Source organism: Plantactinospora sp. BC1 (genome assembly GCF_003030345.1).
Taxonomy (GTDB): domain Bacteria; phylum Actinomycetota; class Actinomycetes; order Mycobacteriales; family Micromonosporaceae; genus Plantactinospora.
This window is the reverse complement of the sequence record NZ_CP028158.1, coordinates 1,634,704-1,659,694: the sequence shown is the minus strand read 5'-3', so window position 1 is coordinate 1,659,694 and position 24,991 is coordinate 1,634,704. Positions and strand designations below refer to the sequence as shown.

The 24,991-nt window shown below is 73.8% G+C and carries 23 protein-coding genes; 13 read left to right on the top strand and 10 right to left on the bottom strand.

Annotated elements, in window-relative coordinates; genetic code table 11:
• Positions 1–37: 37 nt before the first annotated feature.
• Entirely contained in the window at positions 38–2,698 is a 2,661-nt protein-coding gene (locus tag C6361_RS07065) for a hypothetical protein (protein WP_107267187.1), read from the bottom strand.
• A 76-nt stretch (positions 2,699–2,774) separates the two neighbouring features.
• Here C6361_RS07065 and C6361_RS07060 point away from each other — a divergent pair, with 76 nt between their 5' ends.
• Together C6361_RS07060 and C6361_RS07055 are read left to right on the top strand one after the other, a co-directional pair.
• Positions 2,775–4,052 carry a glycosyltransferase family 1 protein gene (locus C6361_RS07060; protein ID WP_107267186.1) on the top strand — a complete coding sequence of 426 codons (1,278 nt, stop codon included), beginning with the start codon at positions 2,775–2,777 and terminating at the stop codon, positions 4,050–4,052.
• Between the two features lie 9 nt (positions 4,053–4,061).
• Positions 4,062–5,318: a PP2C family protein-serine/threonine phosphatase gene (locus C6361_RS07055; protein WP_234359377.1), complete on the top strand. Its 1,257-nt coding sequence runs from the start codon at positions 4,062–4,064 to the stop codon at positions 5,316–5,318.
• Between the two features lie 116 nt (positions 5,319–5,434).
• On the opposite strand, the gene C6361_RS07050 is transcribed toward C6361_RS07055, so the two are convergent.
• Complete coding sequence (locus C6361_RS07050) at positions 5,435–5,800, bottom strand: STAS domain-containing protein (RefSeq protein ID WP_107256515.1); 366 nt, start codon at positions 5,798–5,800, stop codon at positions 5,435–5,437.
• 207 nt (positions 5,801–6,007) lie between these two features.
• Between C6361_RS07050 and C6361_RS07045 the strand changes: the two genes are divergently transcribed.
• From C6361_RS07045 to C6361_RS37545, 4 genes are all read left to right on the top strand, one after another.
• Entirely contained in the window at positions 6,008–6,412 is a 405-nt protein-coding gene (locus C6361_RS07045) for an ATP-binding protein (RefSeq protein ID WP_107267185.1), read from the top strand.
• A 76-nt stretch (positions 6,413–6,488) separates the two neighbouring features.
• Positions 6,489–6,923, top strand: a complete 435-nt coding sequence (locus tag C6361_RS07040) for a DUF2975 domain-containing protein (protein ID WP_234359376.1) — start codon at positions 6,489–6,491, stop codon at positions 6,921–6,923.
• Positions 6,923–7,129, top strand: a complete 207-nt coding sequence (locus tag C6361_RS07035) for a helix-turn-helix transcriptional regulator (RefSeq protein WP_107256509.1) — start codon at positions 6,923–6,925, stop codon at positions 7,127–7,129. Before C6361_RS07040 ends, C6361_RS07035 begins: the two co-directional genes overlap by 1 nt.
• 112 nt (positions 7,130–7,241) lie before the next feature.
• Positions 7,242–7,406 carry a hypothetical protein gene (locus C6361_RS37545; protein WP_199853278.1) on the top strand — a complete coding sequence of 55 codons (165 nt, stop codon included), beginning with the start codon at positions 7,242–7,244 and terminating at the stop codon, positions 7,404–7,406.
• A 109-nt stretch (positions 7,407–7,515) separates the two neighbouring features.
• Here the strand turns inward: C6361_RS37545 and C6361_RS07030 are convergent, their stop codons facing one another.
• Positions 7,516–8,661 (bottom strand): hypothetical protein, encoded by a 1,146-nt coding sequence (locus C6361_RS07030; protein WP_107267183.1) that lies wholly within the window; start codon positions 8,659–8,661, stop codon positions 7,516–7,518.
• A 166-nt stretch (positions 8,662–8,827) separates the two neighbouring features.
• Between C6361_RS07030 and C6361_RS07025 the strand changes: the two genes are divergently transcribed.
• From C6361_RS07025 to C6361_RS07010, 4 genes are read left to right on the top strand one after another with little or no spacing between them, the layout of a single operon-like run.
• Positions 8,828–9,868, top strand: coding sequence for a hypothetical protein (locus tag C6361_RS07025; protein WP_107267182.1), 1,041 nt, complete (start codon positions 8,828–8,830; stop codon positions 9,866–9,868).
• Positions 9,865–12,081, top strand: a complete 2,217-nt coding sequence (locus C6361_RS07020) for a hypothetical protein (protein ID WP_107267181.1) — start codon at positions 9,865–9,867, stop codon at positions 12,079–12,081. Before C6361_RS07025 ends, C6361_RS07020 begins: the two co-directional genes overlap by 4 nt.
• Positions 12,078–14,036, top strand: coding sequence for an ABC transporter ATP-binding protein (locus C6361_RS07015; protein ID WP_107267180.1), 1,959 nt, complete (start codon positions 12,078–12,080; stop codon positions 14,034–14,036). Before C6361_RS07020 ends, C6361_RS07015 begins: the two co-directional genes overlap by 4 nt.
• On the top strand, positions 14,036–15,823 hold the full coding sequence (locus C6361_RS07010) for an ABC transporter ATP-binding protein (protein ID WP_107267179.1): 1,788 nt from the start codon (positions 14,036–14,038) through the stop codon (positions 15,821–15,823). The genes C6361_RS07015 and C6361_RS07010 overlap by 1 nt, the downstream gene beginning before the upstream one ends.
• A 12-nt stretch (positions 15,824–15,835) precedes the next feature.
• On the opposite strand, the gene C6361_RS07005 is transcribed toward C6361_RS07010, so the two are convergent.
• Together C6361_RS07005 and C6361_RS07000 are read right to left on the bottom strand one after the other, a co-directional pair.
• A complete protein-coding gene (locus C6361_RS07005; protein WP_107267178.1) occupies positions 15,836–17,083 on the bottom strand; it encodes an NAD(P)/FAD-dependent oxidoreductase in 1,248 nt (415 codons plus the stop codon).
• 61 nt (positions 17,084–17,144) lie between these two features.
• Positions 17,145–17,582: an RpiB/LacA/LacB family sugar-phosphate isomerase gene (locus C6361_RS07000; RefSeq protein WP_107267177.1), complete on the bottom strand. Its 438-nt coding sequence runs from the start codon at positions 17,580–17,582 to the stop codon at positions 17,145–17,147.
• Positions 17,583–17,767: 185 nt separating this feature from the next.
• Between C6361_RS07000 and C6361_RS06995 the strand changes: the two genes are divergently transcribed.
• A complete protein-coding gene (locus tag C6361_RS06995) occupies positions 17,768–18,034 on the top strand; it encodes a GlsB/YeaQ/YmgE family stress response membrane protein (protein WP_107256494.1) in 267 nt (88 codons plus the stop codon).
• A gap of 45 nt (positions 18,035–18,079) precedes the next feature.
• On the opposite strand, the gene C6361_RS06990 is transcribed toward C6361_RS06995, so the two are convergent.
• Positions 18,080–19,012, bottom strand: a complete 933-nt coding sequence (locus tag C6361_RS06990; protein ID WP_107267176.1) for a DMT family transporter — start codon at positions 19,010–19,012, stop codon at positions 18,080–18,082.
• On the opposite strand from C6361_RS06990, the gene C6361_RS06985 reads away from it, so the two are divergent.
• Positions 19,011–20,408: a PLP-dependent aminotransferase family protein gene (locus C6361_RS06985; RefSeq protein ID WP_107267175.1), complete on the top strand. Its 1,398-nt coding sequence runs from the start codon at positions 19,011–19,013 to the stop codon at positions 20,406–20,408. The two genes, C6361_RS06990 and C6361_RS06985, sit on opposite strands and share 2 nt — an antisense overlap.
• Positions 20,409–20,606: 198 nt before the next feature.
• On the opposite strand, the gene C6361_RS06980 is transcribed toward C6361_RS06985, so the two are convergent.
• Together C6361_RS06980 and C6361_RS06975 are read right to left on the bottom strand one after the other, a co-directional pair.
• Positions 20,607–21,497 carry a class I SAM-dependent methyltransferase gene (locus C6361_RS06980; RefSeq protein ID WP_107270787.1) on the bottom strand — a complete coding sequence of 297 codons (891 nt, stop codon included), beginning with the start codon at positions 21,495–21,497 and terminating at the stop codon, positions 20,607–20,609.
• Between the two features lie 20 nt (positions 21,498–21,517).
• Entirely contained in the window at positions 21,518–22,282 is a 765-nt protein-coding gene (locus tag C6361_RS06975) for an alpha/beta fold hydrolase (protein ID WP_107267174.1), read from the bottom strand.
• Between the two features lie 235 nt (positions 22,283–22,517).
• Between C6361_RS06975 and C6361_RS06970 the strand changes: the two genes are divergently transcribed.
• Positions 22,518–23,369 (top strand): alpha/beta fold hydrolase, encoded by an 852-nt coding sequence (locus tag C6361_RS06970; RefSeq protein ID WP_107256487.1) that lies wholly within the window; start codon positions 22,518–22,520, stop codon positions 23,367–23,369.
• A 107-nt stretch (positions 23,370–23,476) separates the two neighbouring features.
• Here the strand turns inward: C6361_RS06970 and C6361_RS06965 are convergent, their stop codons facing one another.
• Both C6361_RS06965 and C6361_RS06960 read right to left on the bottom strand, forming a co-directional pair.
• Positions 23,477–23,704, bottom strand: coding sequence for a ferredoxin (locus C6361_RS06965; protein WP_107256485.1), 228 nt, complete (start codon positions 23,702–23,704; stop codon positions 23,477–23,479).
• Positions 23,701–24,906, bottom strand: coding sequence for a cytochrome P450 (locus C6361_RS06960; RefSeq protein WP_199853445.1), 1,206 nt, complete (start codon positions 24,904–24,906; stop codon positions 23,701–23,703). The genes C6361_RS06965 and C6361_RS06960 overlap by 4 nt, the downstream gene beginning before the upstream one ends.
• Positions 24,907–24,991 lie beyond the last annotated feature (85 nt).

Genomic DNA, 24,991 nt, shown 5'->3' with positions numbered 1-24,991 from the left:
CGGCCGCTCGTCCGCCTGCCGCTCGTCCACCTGTTGCTCATCCACCTGGTTCGGCCGATGCCCGCCGGGCCCGGAGCATCCGCAGCGGTCCGCGCCAGCGTTCCCGCGCCAGCTCGGCCGAGTCGTACCAGCCGACCGCCGCGAAGTCGTGCAGCTCGTCGTCGCCGAGCCAGAGGCCGGCGACCGCCGCCCAGACCGGTGGGGCGAGCTGGTCGGCCCGGGCGTCGGCGGCGAGCGCGGCCGCCGCGGTCCGGGCCAGCTCCGGGCGGTCGGTCGCGAGCGCCGCGAGTACCGTGATCGCGTCGACCGGCAGCAGCTGGCCGACCACCCCGGACTCCTCGGTCAGCCGGTGGGCGCGGGCGAGCAGCTCGTCCACCTCCGCGCGGTCGCCCCGGGCGGCCGCCGCGACCGCCGCCGCCAGGTCGCACTGGGCGAGCCCGATCAGGTCACCCAGCGACTGGTTGAGTTCCCGGGCCTCCGGCAGCATCGACGCCGCGAGTTCCGGGTCGGTCCACATGGTGGCCAGGGCCAGGTGCCGGGCGGCCCGCGCCCCCCACAGCGGCGCGCCGGTGGCCCGGGCCTGGTCGAGGGCCTGCCGGAAGAAGCCGGCCGACCGGGTGAAGTCGCCGCCGTGCTGGTAGACGTGCCCGAGCAGGTCCCAGGTCCGGGCGTCCTCCAGCGGCTGGCCGGCCGACGGGGGCGCGTAGCCGAGTACCTCGGCCAGCCGGCTGCGGCGCAGCGCCACCCCGGCCCGGCCCCACGCACCAGCGCTGCGCAGCAGCGGACCGGCCTGCTCCAGGGAGGCGAAGAACGCGTCGCCCTCGGCGTGGTGGCCGGTCGACTGGGTCAGCGAGCCGAGTTCGTAGGCGACGTACGCGTCGTAGGGGTGCTGCCACGGCGCCTGCGCCAGCGTCTTGAGGCGCTGGTACCTGGGGCGGGCGTCGACCTGCGCGGTGGACGCCAGCCGGGCCGCCTCGACCAGCCGGCGCAGTGCCGGCGCGGCACCGTCGGCGGGCGGCAGCGCGGCCAGCACCTGCCAGTGGCCGAGCTGGCTGAGCGTGTAGGTCAGGTCACCCAGCCGGTCCGGGAGCAGCTCGTGCTCGACCGCCGCCTGTAGGACCAGCAGCATCGCCGCCACCGCGCACTGGCTGCGCTGCGCGGAGACCACGGTGTCGCCGTCGTCGGGTCGCCACACCTCCAGGCCGAGTTCGGTGACCCGGGCCGTCGCCCGGGCCGCCCGCTCGGCGCGCTCGGCGCCGACCCAGCCGTCGTCGGTGTACTCGTCGCAGGCGTTGATGCTCTGCCGGAGGGTCTGGTGGATCCGGTACTCCGGCCAGGTGCCCGCCGCGTGCCGGACGAAGCTGTTGGTGAGGAACCGGTGGATCGTCGCCATCGCCACGTCCGGCAGCACCGCGCGGAGGATGTCGGCGTCGAACGCCGCCAGCAGTGCCGAGGCGCGCAGCAGGTTGCGTTCGGCGGGGGAGAGGTCGCGCATGATCCGCAGAACCAGCTCGGGCAGCGGACCGCCGAACTGGGCCGGGTCCGGCCGCTCTCCGCGCAGCGCCGCGCTGCGGTACTGGCTGACCGACAGTTCCAGATAGAGCGGGGAGCCCGCCGAGGCGTCGACGATGCGCCGGCGTACCGCCTCCTCGATCGCCGGTTCCCCGTCGGCGACCGTCAGCCTCTCCCGCAGGAAGGTGTCGGCGTAGTCGGGGGTGAGCCCGGCGAGGGCGTGCTGGTCGCCGCGCCCGTCCGCCCCGGCGAGACGCGGCCAGCGCTGGGTGCCGCCGTAGGTCAGGGTGACCGCGCGGACCGGGTCGTGCCAGCGCAGCGGGCGCCGGCTGGTTACCACGAAGAGCACGTTGGGCATGAGGTAGACCATCCGGGCGAGCAGGTCCTCCAGCAGCCCCTTCTCCCGGGGCAGTCCCTGCACGGCCTCGAAGGTGTCCAGATGGCAGACGGCCAGCGCCGGCCGTCTGGCCCGGATCCGCTCGATGTCCCAGGCGAGCAGGATCGGCAGGTAGCCGAGCATCCGGTCCGGGTCGTTCTCCTTGAGGATGAGGGCGAACGGCGGGAACTCGCGCTGGAGCCGGCGCACCTCGGTGGCCTCGCGCAGCCGGCGTACCAGCCCGGAGGCCATCCGGTAGCCGACCTCCACCACCGCCACCGAGCCGAGCAGTTCGTCGACGACCCCGGCGATCTGCTGCGCCGTCTGCTCCCGATCCTCCTGGCCGAGGAAGCCGCTGCGTTCGACGAAGTCGGTCAGGCTGACGCCCGGATGCTTGAGTTCCCAGTAGACCGACAGGCCGGTGTCGAAGGCGGTGAACGGCCGGCCGAGCCTGCCCAGCGCCGCGCGGACCCGCAGCACGACGGTCTCGAAGCCGAGGTTGCTGCCGTCGGCGAAGTCGAAACTGGCGACCATTCGCCGCTTCGGCAACTCCGGCGCGGACGACCCGGTCAGCTCGGCGCAGAATTGGTTGACCAGTGTGGTCTTGCCGATGCCGCCCTGGCCGTGAATCACGATCACGTTCTGCGCGGGCCGGCCGAAGTCGAGCAGGTCCGCCGTGCCGAGCGGCTCGGCCGCCAGGTCCCGGGCCCGGTTCAACAGCATCCGGGTGTAGTCCTCCCGGTCGGTGAACACCTCGTTGCGCCGGTACGGTCCGGCGGCACCGAAAACGAAGTAGTCGTCGAGGTCCACTTCGTCATGTAATCATCTGACTACATCGGTCGACATCGACTGATCCGGTGGAGACGTACGGCGCGGGGGAGGCGGCATGACGCGAATCCTTGTCGATGTTCGCGCCAACCAGCAGACCGGGATCGCCCGCTACGGCACCAACCTGCTGCGCGAGCTGGCCGTGTCGGCCGGGGCCGGCGACACGCCACGGCTGACCGCCTTCGTCGACCCGGTGCAGGTCACGTCGGCGCGGGAGGCGGTCGGGACGGCACCGGTACGGCTGCTCGTGGCCACCGAGCCGGACGGCTTCGTACGCCGCAGCGCCGAACTGCGCGGCCTGCTGGAGACGGGCGGATTCGACCTCTACCACACCACCCACTACACCGTGGACCGGCACTGTCCGGTTCCGTACAGCTTCACCGTGCACGACCTGACCCGGCTGCGCTTCCCCGAGCACGACTACGGCCGGGAGCAGTTCGTCCGGCACTTCGGTGCCGCGCAGTGGACGGCGGTCCGGGCCGAACTCGCCGCGCTCGCCGACTGGGACGACGGGCGGGGCGGGCCGTTCCAGCGCTACTTCCGGGCGTTGAACCGGGTGCTCGCGGCGGATGCCACCCGGATCGTGGCGGTGTCCCGGGCGACCGGTCACGACCTGGTGGAGTTGCTCGGTGTCCCGGCCGACCGGATCGACCTGGTGCCGTGCGCGGTACGCACGGAGACGTTCCACCGGCGCCCCGCCGCCGAGGTGGCCGCCGTGCGGGCCGAATACGCGCTCTCCGGCCCGTACTGCCTCTACGTCGGGCTCGCCGGTCCGATCAAGCGGTTCGACTGGCTGCTCGCCCGCTGGCTGGACGCCGCGCCCCGGTTCCCGGCCGGCGCCCGGCTCGTCGTGGTCGGCGGGTACGCCGAGGCGCGTGCGGAGGTCGTCGCGCTGCTCCGCGACGCGCCCGCAGCCGGCTCGGTGGTCTTCACCGGCAGGATCGACGACGACACCCTGGCCGCGCTCTACTCCGGTGCCGCCGCCCTGCTGGTCGCCTCCCGCAACGAGGGCAACCACCTCGGCCCGCTGGAGGCGCTGGCCTGTGGTTGCGAGGTGATCTGCACCGACATCGCGCCGCTGCGCGAGACGGTCGACGGGCACGCGCACTTCTATCCGCTGGCCGACGCCGGCCGGCTGACCGAACTGGTCGGCTCCGCGCTGGGCGGTACGCTGCCGCCGGCCGCCGCCGGCTTCCCGGTGCCGGGCTGGTCCGACTCCGCCCGGGCGCTGGTCGACTCGATGCGCCGATCGCTGGCCGGGCGTGCCGGCACCCCACCCCCGGCCCGACTGCCTCCGGTTGCAGGGTCGTCGAACCCGTCGCGGTCGGTCTCGTAGGCTTCCGGCGTGCAGACTAGTCGAGGGCAGGTTCTCGCCGACCTGTTGGAGGCGGCGGAGAACGCCTCGCCGGTCGAGGCGGTCGAGGCGGTCACCCGGGAACTTGGTATGGCGCTCGGGGCGCGTACGGTCACGTTCCTGATCGCGGACCTCAGCGGCCGGGCGCTGGTTCGGCTGGCTCACGTGCCGATCGGGGGCACCGGCGAGGGGCGCCGCAACGGTGACGAGACCGCCACGGTGATGCCGTTCGACGGCGGTCCCGCCGAGCAGGCGCTACGCAGCCAGACGGTGCAGGTCGCCGGGAAGCCCGACGGCTGGACGGTGTTGGCGCCGGTGACCGACCGGGGTGAGGCGATCGGCCTGCTGGAGATGGTGCTGCCGGAGGAACCCGCCGAGGCCGCGCTGGCGGAGATCGCCCGTACGGCGCACGCGCTGGCCTTCGTGGTGATCGCCAACCGGCGGCACACCGACCTTTTCGAATGGGGGCAGCGCACCACCCCGTTCACCCTGTCGGCGGAGATCCAGCGCCGCCTGCTGCCCGGCGCGTTCACCTGTGAGGCCAGTGCCTTCACCCTCTCCGGCTGGCTCGAACCGGCCGCCAGCATCGGCGGGGACACCTTCGACTACAGCCTCGCCCGCGACCTGTTGCACTTCAGCGTCACCGACGCGATGGGACACGGGGTGACCAGCGCGCTGACCGCCACCCTGGGCGTGGGCAGCCTGCGTAACAGCCGCCGCCGCGCGGCTGGCCTGGTGGAGCAGGCCGAGGCCGCGAACGCCGCCGTGGCCGAGGACGCCATCGTGCCCGGCAGCTACATCACCGCGCTGCTCGGCCGGCTCGACCTGCGCACCGGGGTCTGCGCCCTGGTCAACGCCGGACACGTGCCGCCGCTGCTGGTCCGCGACGGTGCCACCCGGCCGCTGCCGCTGCCGGGCAACTTCCCGCTCGGCATGTTCGCCGAGGCCGGTTACCGCGCCGGTGAACTCGCGCTGCGACCCGGTGACCGGCTGGTGGTGCTCACCGACGGCATGCGGGAGCGCAACGCCGCCAGCCTCGACCTGCCGGCCCTGTTGCGGTCGTTCGTCGAACTGCACCCGCGCGAGGCCGTCCGGGCGCTGGCCGATGCCGTGATCGAGGTCAGCGGACCGACCCTGGCCGACGACGCCACCCTGCTGATCCTCGACTGGCACGGCGGGCACGGCGAGAACCGGCGAACCAGCGCCGGGGCCGACCAGACCCGGGTCAGCACGCCGCTGCCCGACTGACGTCCCGGCTGCCGTACCGCCCCGGCTGCCGTACCGTCCCGGCTGCCGTACCGCCCCGGCTGCCCGCGCGCCATCCCGGGTGCGGTGCCCGTGCCGGTGCCACCCGGGTGCCCGTGCTACCCGCGTGCGGTGCCGTCCTCGGTCGGCACGTCGTCCTCAGCCGCCTGCACGCTGTCGTAGACGCGGAGCACCTGGTCGACCGACGTGATCGTCAGCACGCTCCGCACCGCCGGCTGCACCGCGGCGACGCACAACCGGCCGCCGAGGTCACGGAACGCCTTGAACATCACCACCAGTGCGCCCAGCGCACTGGAATCCATGAATCCGACCCCGGACAGGTCCACCACCACCTGGCGGTGCCCTGCGTCGACGAGTTGTTGCAGGCTGTCGCGCAGCTGTGGAGACGTCGCCATGTCCAGGTCACCGGCCACCTCCAGTACGGTGCAACCCCGGCCTGGCCGGACCGCCACCAGCAGATTCACGACAGCCTCCCCACTCCGATGATCCGAACCCACCCTATGCGGCCGACGGCCGAACCGCCGCCGGCGAGCCGTACCGTGAGTCGGCACCCTGACCGTTTCAGCTCGGCAACCTCGGGTAGTTTTGATCACAATCACGACCTGTACATCCCGGCCAGCCTGTGACCCAGGTCCAGCGGGGTCACGGCTGGACCGAGAAGGAGCTGCGGAATGCGCGTGACCACGACGCTGTCGCTTCCGCGGCAGCCGTCCTCGGTGACCCGCGCCCGTCACGTCCTCACCACCCTGCTGAGCCTGACCGACGCGACCGAGGAGGCCTGCGGGCACCTCGCCGTACTCATCAGCGAGGCATGCGCCAACGCGGTGGTGCACGCCGAGCCGGAGAGCACGGTCGACATCACCATCGTGATCGACGAGCACGCCTGCCTGATCGAGGTCGGCAACCGGGGCAGCACCCCGGACCGCGCCGGGCTGCGTGCCCCCCCCGGTGACCCGTTCAGCTCCCGAACCGGCTCCGAGCACGCCCCGGTGCTGGTGGAGTACGACGTCGTCGGCCGGCCCCTCCCACACCCTGTCGACCGTTCCCCGGCGCCCGGACGACTCCAAGCCTATTGACATTCGATAGGTAGCGAGTGATAGTCGATGCATGTTTACCGAACATCGAGCGGTCGCCCCACTCCGAGTCCTCCTGGTGTTGCTGTTCGGGGTGCTGGTCATGTTCCAGACCTTCTCGCTGCCCGGACAGTTCGCGTACATGGCCGAGCAGTCCCCGGAACTCGCGTACCTGAGGTGGCCGATGACCGCCGTCTCGGTCTTCTGGGTGCTCTGCGTCCAGGTGGTGATCGTGGCCACCTGGAAGTTGCTCACCATGGTCAAGAACGACCGCATCTTCAGTGAGGCGTCGCTGGCCTGGGTGGACGCGATCCTCTGGGCCATCGCCGCCGCCTGGATCGTCCTGGTCGGCGTGCTCCTCTACGTCGGTTTCAGGTCGGACGACCCCGGGCTACCTCTGCTGCTCTTCCTGATGTCGATCGGTGTCGCCGTGCTCGGACTGCTGATGGTCGTGATGCGTGCGCTGCTGCGACAGGCCACCACGCTGCGGACCGACATGGAAGCGGTGATCTGATGCCCATCGTCGTGCGCATCGACGTCGAACTGGCCAAGCGCAAGATGAGCGTCGGTGAGTTCGCCGAGCGGGTCGGGCTCACCCCGGCGAACGTGGCCGTGCTGAAGAACGGCCGGGCCAAGGCCGTCCGGTTCAGCACCCTGGAGGCCATGTGCCGGGTGCTCGGCTGCCAGCCCGGTGACCTGCTCGAGTGGGTCGAGGAATGAACCGTCGTGGCGCCGCCCGCCTGCCAGGCGCCCAACACACCGAACAGACCGACCACGTCGACCCGCGCACCGTCGGGATCGGCGGAGGGTCCGGCCCCGGAACGGAGAACCCATGAAGTACGTCCTCGTCGTCGTCGCCCTGCTCGTCGTCGCCCTCGGCGTCGCCGCCGTGCTGTACGGGGGAGCCGACGACTCGCCCGGCCTCCAGCTCATCGGCGTGCTGCTCGTCGTCGGCACGATCGCCTACGGCGTGCGGGTCGCCCGGCGCAGCCGGTAGCGAACGACGGCCTCGCGGCGCCGCTGCCGCGCCGGTCAGCCCGACCGCCTCGCCGCGCCGCTACCGCCCCGGTCAGCCCGACCGCCTCGCCGCGCCGCTGCCGCGCCGGTCAGCCAGGCGGTCGTGCGGCGCCGTGCCGGAGGCCGGTGCGGACCAGCGCGGCCAACTCCTCCTCGCGGCCGGTCAACAGGTCGAAGTCGTGGAACGTCCGCAGTGCCCCCGGGCCCATGGTGCGCAGGGCGCGCTCGACCAGCGGGGTCTCCAGGCGGGCCGCCAGCCGCGCGGCGGTGCCCGGCCAGGTGCTGCGGAGTACCGCTCCCATCGCCACCGAGGTCTGCCAGAGCGCGTAGAGGTGCCGGTCGCCGATCTCGGCGCGCACCGTGTCGCCGGCCGGGATCCCGTCGACGGCCGCCCGGTAGGCGCCGGTCAGCCCGGTCTCGTCCCAGCCCTCGGCGGCGAGCACCCGGCCGGTGGGCAGCCGGGTCGAGTAGGAGCCGTCCGTGGTGTCGATGGTGGTGGCGGTGCCGTCGGTCCAGGCCAGGAAGGGCAGCATCGCCGGTACGTCGAGTACCGGCCCGGTGAGCGGCGCGGTCTCGCCGGCCGGCCCGGGACCGTCCGGGAGGAGGCAGGCGGAGAGCCGCACGCCGTGGTCGTGGTTGCCGATCAGGCTGGACCGGTCGTCGTGCTCGACGAGGTTCGGCACGGTCACCAGGCACGGCACCCCGGCCCGGCGGAGGAAGTCCAGCGCCAGTTCGTCGTCGGCCCTGCCGGTCTCCGGCTGGGTGGAGAGGAAGGCGGCGAACTCGCGCGCCGTCTCGGCCGGTAGCGCCAGGGCCTGGGTCGGCACGTACGGATTCACCATGGGCACCCAGGAGGCGCCGGTCAGCGCCGCGAACCGGACCAGCGACGCGGTCCGGGAGCCCCACTCGACGAAGTAGCTGACCGCCGCCCGGGGCTGCCGGGCCAGGCTCTGCCGGGCCGCGGTCGCGAAGCCGGCCGGCAGCCGGACGTCGTCCTGCACCACGAGATGGTGGGTGGCCGCCGGGGAGACGGCGGCGTAGGCCAGCCGGGCGCTGCGGACGGTGCTCGGCGGCCCGTCCGGCTCCGGGTCGACGGCGAGCGCGGCATCCAGCGGGGCGAGACCGGCCGCGACCGCGCGGGCCTGGGGTAGCCGCCTCGGGTGTGTCATCACGGCGGCCGACAGCACGGGCTCCTCGGCGGCGGACCCGGGGGACTTCCGATCATCGACGGCCATGTGACCGGAGCTTAACGCATGGACGGACGTCGAACGGGGTACATAGACTCGCATAGATCGTCTCGGTGTTTGCCGCCGACGCCGGTCAGGCCGTCGCGCGGGTGTCACGGGGGAGCGTGAGACGGGTGTGCGACGCACCATGGCTGTGCCCGCCGGCGGTGGGCCGATGAGCCCGAAGGTCCTACAGATCTCGGTGCCGCGCGGCGGCTCCAACGCGGTCGCCCGGATGATGGGCCAGAGCCCGGACGTCGCCGCGGTACTCCGGTCCCGACTGCTGGAGGACGGCCGGGACGGGCTGTTCCGGGCCCTGCGCGAGGTCGAGCGGGAGGCGCCGGGCCGGTTGCCGTACGTCAAGGAGCAGGCCGCGTTCCTGCCCGACCATCCCGACGAGCTCTTCGCCCCGTACGACCGGTTCCTGGTCGTCGTCCGGGACCCGGTGCAACAGGTCGCCTCGGAGTTGCTCGCCGTACTCGGCAACCGGGAACTGCTCCGCGACAAGCTGGTCGAACGCACCGGCGTCCCGGTCGGACGGCGGGAGACGGCCCGGCTGCTCGACCGGTACGCGGTCGCCGCCTGCGCCGACTTCCCGATCGTCCGTTCCGGGGTGCGCGGCTGCTGGCAGGACGTGCTGGCATACCTGCGGCGGACCCGCGACTTCCGTCCGGTGCACCGGCTGATCGGCGACCTCTACGACGTGCAGCCGCAGCGGCAGGGCTGTGCCTCGGACACCGAGTGGTTCAACCGGGCCATCTTCCGGGTCGGCGTGCTCTGCTGGCTCCGCGCGGTCGACCTCGTCGCCGCGCTGACGCGGGCGGGCGTCCGTAAGCTCGCCGTCGTCGACTTCGGCGACCTACAGACCCGGCCGCGACGGATCGCCGAGGTCTGTGACCGGCTGGCGGTCCGCTTCGACGAGCGCATGGTGACCGGGCCGTGGCAGCCGCCGGGCCGGTGGTTCGAGGAGGGCCTGGACCGCGACGAGGGACGCCGGTGGGTCGGCCGCGCCTGGACGGCGACCCGCCTCTACGCGTCCCGTCCGGTGCCGTGCGATCCCCGCACGTTGCCGCCGGTCGCCCAGCACGCGGTGTCGTCCAGTATGGAGAGTTATCGCGCCCTGCTCAGCCATCCGGCCTGCCTCTCGCCGGAGGACCCGGTCGCCTGGGGCGGTGCGGCGGCCGCGCCGGCCGGTCGGGGCACGGCGCGGCGATGACGGTGACCGGATCGACGGTACCCCCGCACGCCGCGCTGGTGAACGCGGTGCTGCGGCGGATCCGGGGCTGGACCTGCCTGGCCGGCGTGCTCGCACCCGAGCTGGCGACCCGACTGCGCGACCACGGCGAGGCCGTGGAACTGCTGGCGGGTGCGCGCGGCGAGGCGGTGGTCCGGGTACCCGACGCCCGCGTCGCCGCCGAGCTGTTCGTGCTGCTCGACCAGCTTGCCCTGTACGGCGGGCGGCAGCTCTTCGTGACGCCCCGGGGCGGCCGGGAATACCGGCTCAGCGACGCCTCGACGGTGACTCCGGCGCTGCCCCGGTCGCTCGTGCACGACCTCGCGGACCGGGTCGTTGCGGGGCGGGCGGTGCCGTACCGGCCCTGGCCGGGGCGGATCGACCGGATCGCAGTGATCACCCACGACCGCCCCGACACCCTCGCCGGCTGCCTGGCCGCCCTGCACGACAACCTGCGCCGCTTCGGGCGGCAACACGTCGAGGTGGTGGTCTACGACGACTCCGGTCCGGTGCACCGGCCCCGGGTCCGGTCCGTGGTGCACGAGGCCGGATCGGCGGGCCTGCGGATCCGCTACGTCGGGCCGGCGGAGAAGCACGCCGTGCGGGCCGCGTTCGAGCGGAGCCTTCCCGGCGGGGACGTCGACCGGCCGGTCCTCGACCGACTGCTCGGCGCCTGGCGGGCCGACGGCACCTGGGCGGGGTCCGCCGCCGAACAGCGGAACTGGGCGATCCTCTCCGCCGCCGGCCGGCGGGTACTGGTCTGCGACGACGACGTACGGCCGGCGGCGCTCGACGTCCCGCTCCCCGAGCAGCGCCGCGCCGCCGAGGCGGTGGTACGCGACGTCGAGCGGACCGCCCGGCCGGATGCCGGTACGGCCACGACCGGGGAGCGGGGCAGCGCACTGCCGGCCGGGCGGCTGCTCGCCGGGCGGCTGACCGGCCGGACGACCCGGGCGGCACTGCGGGCGTACCCCACCGACCTGCTCGGCATCCTGGAGGAGACCGAACCGACCCTGGTCTCGGCCGCGTACACCGGACATCCGGACCGGCGCAGTGCGCTGCTGCTGGAACGGTTCTTCGTGGCCTCGGAGCGCAGCATCGACGTCTGCGACAGCGATCCGCCGGTGCGGCACGTCCGGCAGGCGGCGCTGGCCGGCGGGTCTCGGAAGTTCCGGGGCGGCGCGTTCGTGACCAGCGGCACCGACGAGGGGGTCGAGTTCGCGGTCCGGCACGGACGCAACGAGGACTTCGCGCTCGCGCTCAGCCTGGTCGTCAGCACCGGGGGGCGGCTGCGGCCGCGCGAGTCCGGTGCCGCCTTCCTGCTGCACGAGCGCGGGCCACGGCACACCGGCCCGTTCCTGGCGCACCGGCAGGAACGGGAGGGCGACCTGGTCAACCGGCTGCTCGAAGAGGTGCGGCGGGGGTACGCGGAGACCTCACCGGACCGCTTCGACCCGGACGCCTTCGGCCGCTACGGCCTGGCCCGGCTCGACGGGGACCTGCCCGACGCGACCGGGCGGCTCGCCGCCGAACTGTTCCGGGACGGGTTGGCGTACCGGGGGCGGGCCGTGGCGCACCTGCGGTTCCTCTCGACCGTCGAGGCCCGGATCGGCGTGCCGGCGGCCGGGCGGGCGCTGACCCGGCTGCGGTCCCGCTGGTACGCCGACCAGGCCACCCCGGCCGCCGCGCTGCTGCGTACCGCCGCCCGGCTGCTGCGGGAGCGCCGTCCACTGCCGGCACCGGTGCTCACCGCCTGCGTGCAGGTACTCGTCCCGGAGGGAATCATCGCGTTCATGGACGTCAGGTCGACCCGGCGACGACTGCGTACCCTGACCGCCGACGAGCGGGCCGCCGCGATCGCCGTACTGGAGCGGGAGGCCGGCTGGTCCGACGGCCGCTGGGCCGGTCCGGTCCTCGCGGACGGCGCCACGACGGCGGTCGAACTCGCCGGCCGGGTCACCGCGAAGGCGGCCCGGACCCGTCGACTGATCGGCGAGATCGACACCGAACTCGGGTTGGCACCGGCGCCCGCCGACCAACCGCCCGACCAGCGGAGCCGGGCTGCGGCGGGTACCCGGTTCGCCGCCGGCGTGCACGCGCGGGTCCGCGACGAGGTCCGGCTCTTCCTCCGGGCGCTGCCGTACGCCTACCGGTTGCGGTCGGCGCTGCCGGCGCTGGACGGGGCGACCCGGTGAGCTGGCGGGCGGAGGCGGTCCGGCCGCGCCTGCTGCTCCTCGGCGAGCTGCGGTCGGCCGGCCCGGGGCTGGTCGGCGCCCTGATCGGCGTCAACCTGGCCCTCGGGGTGCTGCCGGTGGCGTTCGTCGTCGCGAGCAGCGTCATGGTCGGGCGGCTTCCGGCGGCGATCGACGCCGGCCCGGGCTCGCCGGCCGCGACCGGGCTGCTCTCGGCGTTCGCGGCGGCGGCGACCCTGTTCCTGGCCCAGCAGGCGCTCACGCCGGTGCAGGTCGCGCTCGGCGAACTCGTCCGGTTGCGGGTGGACGGTGCCGTGCACGACCGGGTCATCGGCGCGGCGCTCGGCGGCGCCGGGATCGCCCGGATGGAGGATCCGGCGGCGCTGGACGCCCTCGCGGACGCGGCCCGCCGGCTGGAGAGCAACTGGGAGACGCCGGGGATGGGCTGCGCCGGGCTGCTCGCCCTGCTGGCCCGGTACGTCCGGCTGGCCGGATTCGCGCTGCTCGTCGGCGTCGTGGTCGGCTGGCTCCCGGCGGTGCTGCTGGCGGTCACCACGCTGCTGTTCCGGTACGGTCAGCGCGGCGGCCTGCGGAAGTACTCGCAGGTGTGGGTGGCGGTGACCCCGCTGATCCGGCGGGGGCGTTACCTGCGCGGGCTCGTCCTCGGGCCGGGGGCCGCCAAGGAGCTGCGGGTGTTCGGGCTCGGCAGCTGGCTCGCCGAACGCTACGAGCGCACCTACCGGGACTGGCTGGCGCCGGTGTGGCGGGCCCGCCGCCGGGTCTACCTCTGGCCCTATCTCGGGTACACGCTGGTCGGTCTGGTGATCGCGGTCGGGGTCTTCACGGCCATCGCGGACGCCGCGACCGCCGGGATCACCCTCACCGAGCTGGCGCTCGCCCTCCAGGCGACGGTCGCGGCGCTGCTGCTCGGCGAGTACTACCCCGAGGCGGACTCGCCGAGCCAGTTCGGCATGCTCGTCGCCGGTGCCGTGGCGCGGTTCGAGCACGCGATGAGGCCGACCGCCCTCCCGCCGGTCGCCGGCCCGGCCGCCCTCCCGCCGGTCGCCGCCGCTCCGGCCGGGCCCGCCCGGGTTCGCAGCGACCGACCCGACGCCGGCCGCCCCCGCGTCGACGGGCCGGATCCGGCCGACGTGGCGGAGCCGACCGTCCGGTTCGACCGGGTCACGTTCCGCTACCCGGGTGGCGGGCACGACGTGCTCACCGACCTGGACCTGACGCTGCCGGCGGGCCGCTGCACCGCCCTGGTGGGCCTCAACGGAGCCGGCAAGACGACCCTGGTGAAACTGCTCGCCCGGCTGCACGAACCGACCGCCGGGACCGTCCGGTTCGGCGGCGTCGACATCCGCGACTTCGACGTCGCGGCCTGGCGCCGGCAGATCGGCGTGGTCTTCCAGGACTTCGTCCGGTACGAGCTGTCGATCGCCGACAACGTCGCCTTCGGTGCCGTGCACGCGCCGCGCGACCCGGACCGGATCCGGCGGGCCCTGCACCGGGCCGACCTGGCCGACCTGCTCGACGGGCTCCCCGCCGGCCTGGAGACGCCGCTGTCCCGCACCTACCCGGACGGCGTCGACCTCTCCGGTGGACAGTGGCAGCGGGTGGCGATCGCCCGCGCCCTCTACGGGGTGGAGTGCGGTGCCCGGCTGCTCGTCCTGGACGAGCCGACCGCCGCGCTCGACGTGCGGGCCGAGGCGGCGTTCTTCTCCCGGTTCGTGGCGCTGACCCGTGGGGTGACCTCGCTGCTCATCTCGCACCGTTTCTCCAGCGTGCGGCACGCCGACCACATCGTGGTACTCGCCGACGGCCGGGTGGTGGAGGAGGGCGACCACGAGACGCTGGTCGGCGCCGACGGCCGGTACGCCGAACTCTTCCAGTTGCAGGCCGAACGGTTCGCCGCCGAGCCCAGCGGTACGGCGCCGGACGGCGGTGACCGGTGATGACCGAGACGGTACGCGGCTGCGTCGAACTCGTCCGGCTCTCCTGGCGGCAGCGGCCGGCCAAGCTGATCCTGGCGGTACTCCTCAAACTGGCCGAGGCAGCCGCGTTGCCGCTGGTCGCCGCCGCGCTCGGCGCGCTGACCGACGCGGTGCTGCGCGGCGACCGGGCGACCGCCGTACTCGCCGGCTGCGCCGCCGCGGCCGGGACCGTCGCGGCGCTCACCCTCGGGCACTTCGCGCACATCGCCTACTTCGAACTCGGCGAGGTCAACCTCCTCACCAAGGACCGGCAGCTCATCGACGTGGTCACCGGCTCCCCGTCGATCGAGCACCACGAGCGCCCCGACTACGCGGACCGGATGCAGACGCTCACCCAGGAGTTGCAGCGGGTCGGCTGGCGCAGCATGGAGTCACTGCTGTCCGGGCTCGGTACCGCCGTCGCGGTGGCCGTCACCGCCGTGCTGCTCGCCCGGCTCCATCCGGCGCTGCTCCTGCTGCCGCTGGCCGCCGTACCGCCGATGCTGCTCGGGCAGCGGGCGGAGATCCTGCTCTCCCGGGCCCGGGACGGCACGGCCGAGACCGCCCGCCGCGCGCGGCACCTCTTCGACCTCGCCACGGACCCCCGCTCCGCCAAGGAACTGCGGGTCTCCGGGATGACCGCCGAGATCCGCCGCCGGCACCGCACCCTGTGGCGGGCCACCATCCGCGAGCTGTGGCCGGCGGAGATCAGGGCGGCGCTGCTGCGTACGGCCGGCCAGTCCTGCTTCGCCCTCGGGTACGCCGCTGCGGCGCTGCTGGTGCTGCGCGACGCGGTGGCGGGTCGGCGCAGCGTCGGGGACGTGGTACTCGTCATCGCGCTGGCGGCGCTGGTCAACCAGCAGGTGAGTGCCATGGTGGGCCTGCTGCGGGACCTGCAACGGGTGGCGCTGGCCCTGGCCGGCTTCCGCTGGCTGCGGGAGCTGACCGCCCGGGCGCCCCGGCCGGTGGCGGACGCCGCCGTACCGGCGCGGCTGCGGCACGGGATCCGGCTGCGCGAGGTCGGGTTCGACTACCCGGGCACGGGGCGTACCGTCGCCGACGGCGTGGACGTGCTGCTGCCGGCCGGCTCCACGGTGGCCCTGGTCGGCGAGAACGGCGCCGGCAAGACGACCCTGGTCAAGCTGCTGAGTCGGATGTACGAGCCGGACCGGGGCCGGATCGAGGCCGACGGCGTCGACATCGCCCGGTTTCCGCTCGACGACTGGCGGGCCCGGATCGCGGTCGGCTTCCAGGACTTCGTCCGGTTCGAACTCGCCGCCCGGCAGGCGGTCGGGGTCGGCGACCTGCCCCGGGTCGACTCCGACGAGGCCGTGCTCGCCGCACTGGACCGGGCCGAGGGCGTCGACCTGGTCGACGAGCTGGACCGGGGACTGGACACCCCGCTCGGCGGCTCGCACCGGGACGGGCGGGAGCTGTCCGGGGGGCAGTGGCAGAAGATCGCGCTGGGCCGGGCGATGATGCGGCCGGCGCCGCTGTTGCTGGTCCTCGACGAACCGACCGCGGCGCTGGACGCCGAGGCCGAACACCGGCTCTTCGCCCGCTACGCCGCCAGCGCCGGCCGGGCCGCCGCGAAGACCGGCGCCATCACCGTGCTGGTCTCGCACCGGTTCTCCACGGTGCGGATGGCCGACCTCATCCTGGTGCTGTCGGCCGGTCGGCTGGTCGAGGCGGGCGACCACGACGAGCTGATGGCGGCCGGTGGACTCTACGCCGAGCTGTACACCATCCAGGAACGCTCCTACCGCTGAGCGGGCGGGGGATCACCGGCGCAGCAGGTCGGCGGCGGCGATCCGGACCAGGGCCCGGGGGCCGAGCAGCCGCAGCAGGTTGCCCGGCGAACGGAACCGGGACATCGGGACGGCCCCGGAGAGTACCCCGAGGAACTGGTCGACGGCGGCCGGCCGTTCGCCGAGCGCGGCGAAGAGTTCCCGGTCCACCGCGCGGGGCGGCCGGAAGGAGGCCAGGTCGAGGGTGAGGTCGTACATCGGGGCGGCGGCGGCGTCCCGGCGGGCCCGGTACCCGGCGAGTTCGGCGTCGAGCCGGCCGCCGCTGTCCAGGCCGGTGGTGACCGCCTCGACCAGCAGTTCGACGTCCCGGAAGGCGTTGCCGATGCCCTGGCCGGTGATCGGGTCCATCACCAGGCCCGCGTCGCCGACCAGTGCCCAGCCCGGGCCGTGCGGCACCCGGAACGCGTTCGGCACGTCCGGCGTCAGCCGGAAGCGTTCGGCCCGCTCGCCGGCCCGGACCCGGGCGCCGAGATCACCGCAGCCGTCGAGGGTGCCTAGGTACTGGCCCTCGACGTCGGCCCGGAACGCCGGGAAGTCGGTGGCCCGGCCGGCGACGTAGGCGATCGTCAGGCCGTCGTTGGTGGGAAAGACCGCCACGGTACGCCCGGGGCGCTGGTAGAACTCTCCGCCGGAGACGGCGACCCCCGACCAGTACGTGTAACAGGCGAACGTACTCGCCGGGCGCTCCCGGTAGACGGCCGCCCGTACCCCGGCGGCGACCGTCGAACGCTTGCCGTCGGCGCCGATCACCAGCGACGCGGTCTCGGTCACCGGGGAGCCGCCGCGCTGCCGTCCGCGCACCCCCACCACCCGGTCCCGGTCCCGGACGAGTTCGTCGACGTCGAACCCCTCGCGCACCTCGGCACCCGCCTCGCGGGCCGCGTCGACCAGCAGCGCGTCCAGCAGGGTGCGGCGCGGGCTGTAGAGGGCGTCGACGCCCTGGTAGCCGGGGTAGCGGCCGGCGAGTACGACGTCGCCGGTGTCGAGCCGGATGTCGCGGGAGGCCGGAGTGCCGGCCGCCGCCAGCCGCTCCAGCAGACCCCACCGGTGCAGCCGGGCGACCCCCGGCACCTGGACCTGGTGCGTCGAGAGGGTGTCGCTGGGGAACCGGGCCCGGTCGACCGCGAGCACCCGCAGGCCCCGCCGGCCCAGCAACATGGCGGTCGCGGCACCGGCCACCCGGCTGCCGACGACGATGACGTCGTACCCCCGTGCCGGCACTCGGCGTCACCTTCCACAGCAGAGGGACGGCCGGAGCGGGGCGCCCGGCCGGTGGACCAGCTCACCGGGGCGGGTTCTGCCCCGGCTCCAGCTCGGAGATCCGGGCGATGTTCCCGGCCTCGTCGGGGTCGGGCCGGGGTGTGGCGAAGAACGCCCGGGTGACCTCGACGGCGACGTCCGGGGCGAGCCGCTTCAGGCTCAGCGCCAGCACGTTCGCGTCGTTCCAGAGTCGCGCGCCGGTCGCGATCCACGGCTCCCAGGCGAGTGCGGCCCGTACCCCGGGAATCTTGTTCGCCGCGATCGCGGTGCCGGTGCCCGTCCAGCACATCACGACGCCGAAGTCCGCCCGTCCCCCGGTCACCGCGCGGCCCACCTCGGCGCCGATCGTGGGCCACGGTGCGTCGGCACCGACCCGAACCACCTCGCCGAGCTCGGAAAGGTAGCCCAGCACCGCTCTGGTCGCCTCGTTCTCGTCGTCGGCGCCGAAGGCGATTCGCATCCGGTCAGCATAGGACCGCGTCACCGCCGGCGGGTGCCCGGCGATAACCGGGGAGGGGTCGAGCGAGGCTCGGCGGCAGACCGGACGCGGCGCCCGGCAGGCGGGTACCGGCCGGCGGAAGGTTTCTGCGAGCCGGCCAACGGGCACTGCGTCCCCGGTTCAACGACACGCGAAGGAGACTCAGCATGGAGATCAGCGGCATCTTCACCGCCCTCATCATCGGTCTGATCATCGGTGCCCTCGGCCGGCTCGTCGTACCCGGCAGGCAGAACATCCCGATCTGGCTCACCCTGCTCATCGGCATCCTCGCCGCCCTGCTCGGCACGGTCTTCGCCGCCGCCTTCGACGTTGCCGAGACCCCCGGCATCGACTGGATCGAACTCGCCCTCCAGGTCGGTCTCGCCGCCATCGGCGTCAGCCTGGCCGCAGGGCTCTACGGGCGCCGCGTCTAGGACGCGGCATCCGTCCCGGAACGGCGCGGACGGTACGGTCCACTCTCAACGACCCGGCACGGCCGGTGCGCGGGACCGGGTGCGTTGGATCAGTACGACGCAGGTCAGTACCACCAGCGCGGCCCCGATCGATGCCGGGGTGACGGTCTCGCCGAGCAGCAGTGCCGACCAGACCAGCGTGAGCACCGGTTGGGCGAGCTGGATCTGACCGACCTGTGCGATGCCGCCCCGGGCCAGGCCCGCGTACCAGGCGAAGAAGCCGAGAAACATGGAGACCAGGGTGAGGTAGCCGAACGCCGACCAGTTCACGGCGTCGGCCCGCGGGGGATCGGCCACCGCGACGACGACCGTGACGGGGCCGGTGACCGGCAGCGAGAGCAGCAGTGCCCAGCAGATCGTGCGGGCGCCGCCCAACTCGCGGGCGAGTGCGCCGCCCTCGGCGTACCCGAGGCCGCAGAGTACGACCGCCGCGAGCAGGAGGAGGTCGGCCGGGGAGAGGGCACCGTGCACCGCACCGCTGGCGACGAGGAACGCCAGCACCGCCAGCAGCCCGGCGGTGCTGGCGAGCCAGAAGAGCGGCGGGGGGCGCTCGCCGGCCCGCAGTACCGCGAAGACGGCGGTCATGGCGGGCAGCACCGTGATGACGACCGCGCCGTGCGCGGAGGTCTGGGTGACCAGCGCCAGCGACGTGCAGAGCGGGAAGCCGACGACGACGCCGAGGGCGACGACCGACAGCCGTCGCCACTGGTCGGGGGTGGGGCGCGGCGCGGCGGTGATCCACAGGTACGCCCAGGCCAGCAGCGCCGCGCCGACGGCCCGGCCGAAGGCGACGAACCACGGGTCGAGCTGCTGTACCGCGACCCGGGTGGCCGGCAGCGACATGCTGAAGGCGAGCACGCCCAGGGCGCCGAGGACGAGGCCGACCAGCCGCTCCGCCGTTACCGTGCTGGTGGCAGTAACGCTACTCTGTCCTTTCATGAATTACGGTAACGCCGCGGAGCGGGTTATCCAAGATCTGCGTCACCTCGTGACTGTCGCCGCCCCCGGCTCCCGGCTCCCCTCGGTACGCGAGCTGACCGCCCGGCACCAGGCCTCGCCGGTCACCGTCGCCCAGGCGATCCGGCAGCTGGTGGCGGAGGGGCTGGTCGAGGCGCGATCCGGCCGGGGCACCTTCGTCGCCGAACCGGCGCAGCGGCGGGCCGCACCCGACCTCTCCTGGCAGACCGTCGCGCTCGGCCCCAGCCGACCGGGTGAGGCGGAGATGCAGGCGTTACTGGCGTTACCGCCCGCGGGCGCGATCCCGCTCTCCGGCGGCTATCTCGACGCGGATCTTCAGCCCACCGCCGCGCTCGGCGCCGCGCTCACCCGCGCCGCCCGGCAGCCCGCCTCCTGGCAGCGCGGACCGGCGCAGGGGCGCGAGGACCTGCGCGCCTGGTTCGCCCGGGAGGCCGGCGGCGGGCTGCGCGCCGACGACATGGTGATCTGCCCCGGGGGACAGGCGGCGCTGTCGACGGCGCTGCGCGCACTCGGCACGCCCGGCGACACCCTGCTCGTCGAGTCGCCGACCTACCTGGGTGCGCTGGCCACCGCCCGGGCGGCCGGCCTGCGGGTGGTGCCGGTGCCCGTCGACGTCGACGGAGTACGCCCCGACCAGCTCGCCGCCGCTTTCGCCCGTACCGGCGCCCGGCTCTTCTACTGCCAGCCGCTGCACGCCAACCCGCACGGCGCGACCCTGGCGGCGCACCGCCGGACCCGGGTCGTCGAGGCCGTACGCGACGCGGGCGCGTTCCTGATCGAGGACGACTACGCCCGCGACCTCACCATCGACGGGGAGAGCCCGCCACCACTGGCCGCCGACGACCCCGACGGACACGTCGTCCACCTGCGCTCGCTGACCAAGTCGACGGCTCCCGGGCTGCGGGTGGCCGCCATCGGCGCCCGCGGCCCGGCCGGCGCCCGGCTGCGTACGGCCCGGTTGCGTGACGACCTCTTCGTCGCCGGCCCACTGCAACAGGCCACACTGGAGTTCGTCAGCGCCCCCGCCTGGGCACGGCACCGCCGTATGCTGCGTACCGCGTTGCGGACCCGTCGGGAGGCGCTGCTGACCGCGCTCCGCCGGCATCTGCCCGAACTCGCCGGGCAGCCCGTTCCGCGCGGCGGCATGCACCTGTGGATCCGGCTGCCCGAGGGCACCGACGACGTCGCGCTGGCCGCCGCCGCGGCCGCCGAGGGGGTCCTCGTCTTTCCCGGCCGTCCCTGGTACGCCGCCGAACCCCCGGCCGCGCACCTGCGCCTCAGCTACGCCGCCGCCCCGGCCGAGCTGATGGACGAGGCCGTCCGCCGGCTGGCCCGCGCCTTCCGCCGACCCTCCTGACTCCCCGCCGGTCCCCGGCACCCTGCGGATCGGTGACCCTCCCGGCGTCGACCCGCGCCCGATCCGCGTCCCGGTCACGGCGGCGCCGTCCTCACCCGTCCAGTGGGACGTGCCGTCGTCACCCGTCGAGTGGGAAGTGTCGTCGTCACCCGTCCAGTGGACGTGTCGTCCTCACCCGTCCGGTGGGAAGTGTCGTCCTCACCCGTCCAGTTGGAAGTGCCAGACGACCAGGGTGGGCATGTCGTCGACGACGGCGGCGGTCGCTGCCGGTGCGATCCCCGGCAGCGACCAGGGCCAGGTGTCCCAGGGGCCGATTACGACGTCGGCGGCGGGTCCGGCGTCGTCGGCATTCACCCGGGTGCGCGGCTCCTCGCAGCGCCGTACCCGAAGACCGAGCGGCAGGGCCGCCCGCAGGTAGTCACCGGCCCGGTGCCGGTACGCCGGCAGCAGGCCGGGCTCCCCGGTGCCGGTACGCACCCGTGGCACCGAGCCCAGCGCCACCCGTTCCTGGTGGGCGTCGGAGATCACGAGGTGGCCGCCGGGGCGGAGGACGCGGGCGAATTCCGCGAACACCGGCTCGAGCGCGGGCAGGTGGGTGAGGGCCAGCGCGCAGACGACGAGGTCGACGTGGTCGTCCGGCAACGGCAGCCGGTGCAGGTCGGCGAGCCGGAACTCCGCGTCGGGGACCCGTTCGCGGGCCCGGGCGAGCATCTCGGCGGAACTGTCCACCCCGATCACCCGGTGTCCCCGGGCCGCCAGATAGCCGGTGTGCCGGCCGGTGCCGCAGGCGGCGTCCAACGCGGTGCCGGGCGGCAGTGCGTCGAGGATCTCCCGTACGACCGGCTCCTCCACCTCCAGGAGCCCGTTGCCCGGTTGGTCGTAGGTCGCCGACCAGACGCGGTAGCCGTCGACCGTGTCGACGCGGCTCGCGGCGACACCTGCACCGGCGAGGGCGGGGCTGTCGAGCAGGTGCCGGATCTCGCGGATGCGCGCCTCGGTGAACTCGCGGTCGTACTCCCCGGCGAAGGCCCGCAGCAGGGCGACACCTTCCAACCCGAGCAGGAACGCCAGCGGGTGCTGGTAGATCATCGGGTGCTCCGTCCCGCCCATCAGGCCGGCCGGGTCTCGCCGAGGAAGTCGAGGATCAGCGCGGTCGTCTCGGCGGGGCGTTCCAGGCTGGGCAGGTGGCCGGCCCAGGGCAGTTCGAGGTGTCGGGCGTCGGGCAGCAGTGTGGGCAGCCGGGCGGCGATCTGCCGGAAGTCCGGCAGGTCGTACCGGCCGGAGAGGGCGAGACAGGGTGCGGTGATCTTACCGAGGTCGGGCTCGCCGAGATCGAGGGGCGGAACCTCCTCGGTGGCGGCGAGCTGCACCTCGAAGGCGTGCCGCTGCATCTCGCGTACCCGATTTCGGGTCGCCTCGTCGGCCTCGGGCCCCAGCCAGGTCCGGACGTTGAGCTCGACGGCCCCGGCGACGTCGCCGGCCTCGAGCAGTTCGTCCTCCTGCCGGCCGAAGTCCCGCAGCTCCGGGCCGGGCACGTGGCCGGGCATGCCGGCGCAGAGCAGTGCCAGCCGGGTCACCCGGTCCGGCCATCGGGCGGCCACCTCCAACCCGACCCGCCCGCCGAAGGAGGCGCCGACCAGCGCCACCCGGTCGACCCGCAGGGAGTCCAGCAGGTCGTGCACGTCCTGCGCCTCGGCGTAGGGGCGGTCCGGCACCGGGGTCTCGCCGAAGCCCCGGAAGTCGCAGCGGATCACCTGGTAGCCGGCGTCGAGCAGGGTGGGCCACTGCGGATCCCACATCCGCCGGTCACAGACGGAGGAGTGCAGCAGGAGGACGGCGGGGCCGTTTCCGGCGACATCGTGTGCGAGCGTCATCGCGGCCCACCCTAGGTCGGGCCCGGCCGGCCCACCATCGAATATCTCCGGCTGGCGGTCGTTGCGGGTGTGGGAATTACGCCATCCCATCGGTGCGGCGGGGACGGACTCGATAGGCTGACCGAGGCCGGCAAAGTCGACAATTTACGCAATTGTCGGCGAGGTGCCGTGACTGAGCCGCCGGTCGACGGCCGCCGGGCCCGGCGGGCGAACCACGGGGGAAGGGGAGAGTCGGGTGCCCTATCTGACTGTCGGCGTGGAGAACTCCGCGCCCATCGACCTGCACTACGAGGATCACGGCGCCGGGCAGCCGGTGGTGCTCATCCACGGCTTCCCGCTCAGCGGCTCGGCCTGGGAAAAGCAGATCAACCCGCTGCTCAACGCCGGCTACCGGACCATCACCTACGACCGGCGGGGATTCGGCACGTCGAGCCAGCCGGCGGTGGGCTACGACTACGACACCTTCGCCGCCGACCTGAGCATCCTGATGAACGAGTTGGACCTCACCGACACCATCCTGGTCGGCCACTCGATGGGTACCGGCGAGGTGACGCGGTACATCTCCAACTACGGCTCCGCCCGGGTGAACCGGGCCGTCTTCATCTCGCCGATCCCGCCGTTCCTGCTCAAGACCGAGGACAACCCGGAGGGCGTCGACCAGAGCCTCTTCGACGGCTTCATGCAGAGCGTGATCACCGACCGGGCCCAGTACCAGACGTCGTTCCTGCACGACTTCTACAACCTCGACGAGAACCTCGGCAAACGGGTCAGCGACGAGGTGGTCCGGATGAACTGGAACGTGGCGGTGAGCGCCTCGCCGATCGGCACCCTGGCCTCCATCCCCGCCTGGCTGACCGACTTCCGGCAGGACCTGCCCCGGATCGACGTACCGGTGCTGATCATCCAGGGTGACGCGGACCGGGTCCTGCCCTATCCGGTGACCGGGCAGCGGATGCACGCCGCGATGCCCAACAGCCAACTCGTCACCCTGAAGGGCGCACCGCACGGCATCCCGTGGACGCACGCCGACGAGATCAACCAGGCGCTGCTGGACTTCATCAGGACCCCGGTCGACGCGCTCCTCTGACCAGGCCCGGCCCGACCCGGGCCAGGCCGTCGGCCGGGCCGGGGCGGGACCCGGTCGACCGGTTCGCCGAGCCCGTCCGGCGCCACCCGGGCGCCGGACGGTCCGCGTCACGCCTCGGGCGCGATGAGTCGCTGGTCCTCCGCGTCCCGCACCAGGATCGCCTCGACCGGGCAGGACTCGGCGGCGTCGACCACCGGGTCGGCCGGGTCGACGGTCTCGGCCAGCGGAGTGGAGAGCCCGTCGACGAGCCGGAAGTGCCCGGGCGCCATGCCGGCGCAGATCCCGGAGCCGATGCAGCGGTGCGGGTCGACGCTGACCCGCCAGGCGGCGCTCACCAGGCCACCGGAAGGGCGAGCGGTCCGCGTACCAGCAGGCCGCTCTTCCACGGCACCTCCGGCTCGGGCACCGCCAGCCGCAGTCCGGGCAGGCGAGCGACCAGGGTGCCGATCGCCACCTGCAACTCCATCCGGGCGAGCTGCGCGCCGACGCAGTGGTGCACACCGTGACCGAAGCCGACGTGCGGATTGACCTCCCGACCCAGGTCGAGCCGGTCCGGATCGGCGAAGACCGTACCGTCCCGGTTGGCCGAGCCGATCGCCGGGAGTACCGGCTCGCCGGCCCGGACGAGTACCCCGCCGAGTTCGACGTCCTCCGTCGCGTACCGGGGGAAGGCCGAGGCGGCGCCGAGCGGCACGTAGCGCATCAGCTCCTCGACGGCGCTCGGGATCAGCGTGGGATCGGCGCGGAGCCGGGCCAGCTCCGCCGGGTTCTGTAGGAGCACGTAGACGAAGTTCGGGATCTGGGTCACGGTCGTCTCGTGCCCGGCCGCGAGCAGGCCGGCGGCGAGCTGCACCAGCTCCTGCTCGGTGAGCCGGTCCTCGTTCTCGTCCCGGGCCCGCACCATCGCGCCGAGCAGGTCGTCGATCGGCTCGCGACGGCGGACCGCGACCAGCGCGCCGATGTAGCCCCAGAGGCTCTCCAGGTATTCCTGGATCTTCTCCGGGCTCAGCGAGGTGGTCGAGACGATCGCCTCCGACCAGGTGTGGAACCTGTCCCGGTCGGCGAACGGGACGCCGAGCAGCTCGCAGATGACCTGGATCGGCAGCGGGGTGGCGAAGTGCTCCACCAGGTCGGCCGGGGGACCGGCCTCGACCATCTGGTCGACCAGCCCGTCGGCGATCTCCTGGGCGCGGGTGCGCAGCAGTTCCACCCGGCGGGCGGTGAACGCCTTCGCCACCAGCCGGCGCAGCCGGGTGTGGTCGGGTGGATCCATGCCGAGCATGCCGAGATCCGGTTGCCGGGGCATCGTCCGGGGCTGGTCGCGCCCGACCCCGGCGGCCCGGCTGAACCGGGCGTCGCCGAGCACGACCCGGACGTCGGAGTAGCGGGTGGCGAGCCAGGTCTCCTCGCCGAAGGGCAGTTGCACCCGGATCAGTGGCTCGTCGCGGCGCAGCCGGGCGTAGTGCGGGTCGAGGTTGAGCCGGTCGGGGGCGGCGAACGGGTAGGGGCGGGCGGTCACCTGCCGGCTGTCCGTCATCTCGGATCCCTCCGTCGAGCGGGCGCGGTCGGCGCGACGGTCGGTGACGATCGGCTTGACCGTGGTGATCCGATCGGCCATCGGC

What these genes read in the sequence shown, in the direction of transcription:
- C6361_RS07060 (WP_107267186.1), top strand. Translation starts at nt 2,775, where the DNA reads ATGACGCGAATCCTTGTCGATGTTCGCGCCAACCAGCAGACCGGGATC.
- C6361_RS07045 (WP_107267185.1), top strand. Translation starts at nt 6,008, where the DNA reads ATGCGCGTGACCACGACGCTGTCGCTTCCGCGGCAGCCGTCCTCGGTG.
- C6361_RS07035 (WP_107256509.1), top strand. Translation starts at nt 6,923, where the DNA reads ATGCCCATCGTCGTGCGCATCGACGTCGAACTGGCCAAGCGCAAGATG.
- C6361_RS37545 (WP_199853278.1), top strand. Translation starts at nt 7,242, where the DNA reads ATGAAGTACGTCCTCGTCGTCGTCGCCCTGCTCGTCGTCGCCCTCGGC.
- C6361_RS07030 (WP_107267183.1), bottom strand. Translation starts at nt 8,661, where the DNA reads ATGGCCGTCGATGATCGGAAGTCCCCCGGGTCCGCCGCCGAGGAGCCC.
- C6361_RS07025 (WP_107267182.1), top strand. Translation starts at nt 8,828, where the DNA reads ATGAGCCCGAAGGTCCTACAGATCTCGGTGCCGCGCGGCGGCTCCAAC.
- C6361_RS07020 (WP_107267181.1), top strand. Translation starts at nt 9,865, where the DNA reads ATGACGGTGACCGGATCGACGGTACCCCCGCACGCCGCGCTGGTGAAC.
- C6361_RS07010 (WP_107267179.1), top strand. Translation starts at nt 14,036, where the DNA reads ATGACCGAGACGGTACGCGGCTGCGTCGAACTCGTCCGGCTCTCCTGG.
- C6361_RS07000 (WP_107267177.1), bottom strand. Translation starts at nt 17,582, where the DNA reads ATGCGAATCGCCTTCGGCGCCGACGACGAGAACGAGGCGACCAGAGCG.
- C6361_RS06995 (WP_107256494.1), top strand. Translation starts at nt 17,768, where the DNA reads ATGGAGATCAGCGGCATCTTCACCGCCCTCATCATCGGTCTGATCATC.
- C6361_RS06985 (WP_107267175.1), top strand. Translation starts at nt 19,011, where the DNA reads ATGAATTACGGTAACGCCGCGGAGCGGGTTATCCAAGATCTGCGTCAC.
- C6361_RS06990 (WP_107267176.1), bottom strand. Translation starts at nt 19,012, where the DNA reads ATGAAAGGACAGAGTAGCGTTACTGCCACCAGCACGGTAACGGCGGAG.
- C6361_RS06980 (WP_107270787.1), bottom strand. Translation starts at nt 21,497, where the DNA reads ATGATCTACCAGCACCCGCTGGCGTTCCTGCTCGGGTTGGAAGGTGTC.
- C6361_RS06975 (WP_107267174.1), bottom strand. Translation starts at nt 22,282, where the DNA reads ATGACGCTCGCACACGATGTCGCCGGAAACGGCCCCGCCGTCCTCCTG.
- C6361_RS06960 (WP_199853445.1), bottom strand. Translation starts at nt 24,906, where the DNA reads ATGACGGACAGCCGGCAGGTGACCGCCCGCCCCTACCCGTTCGCCGCC.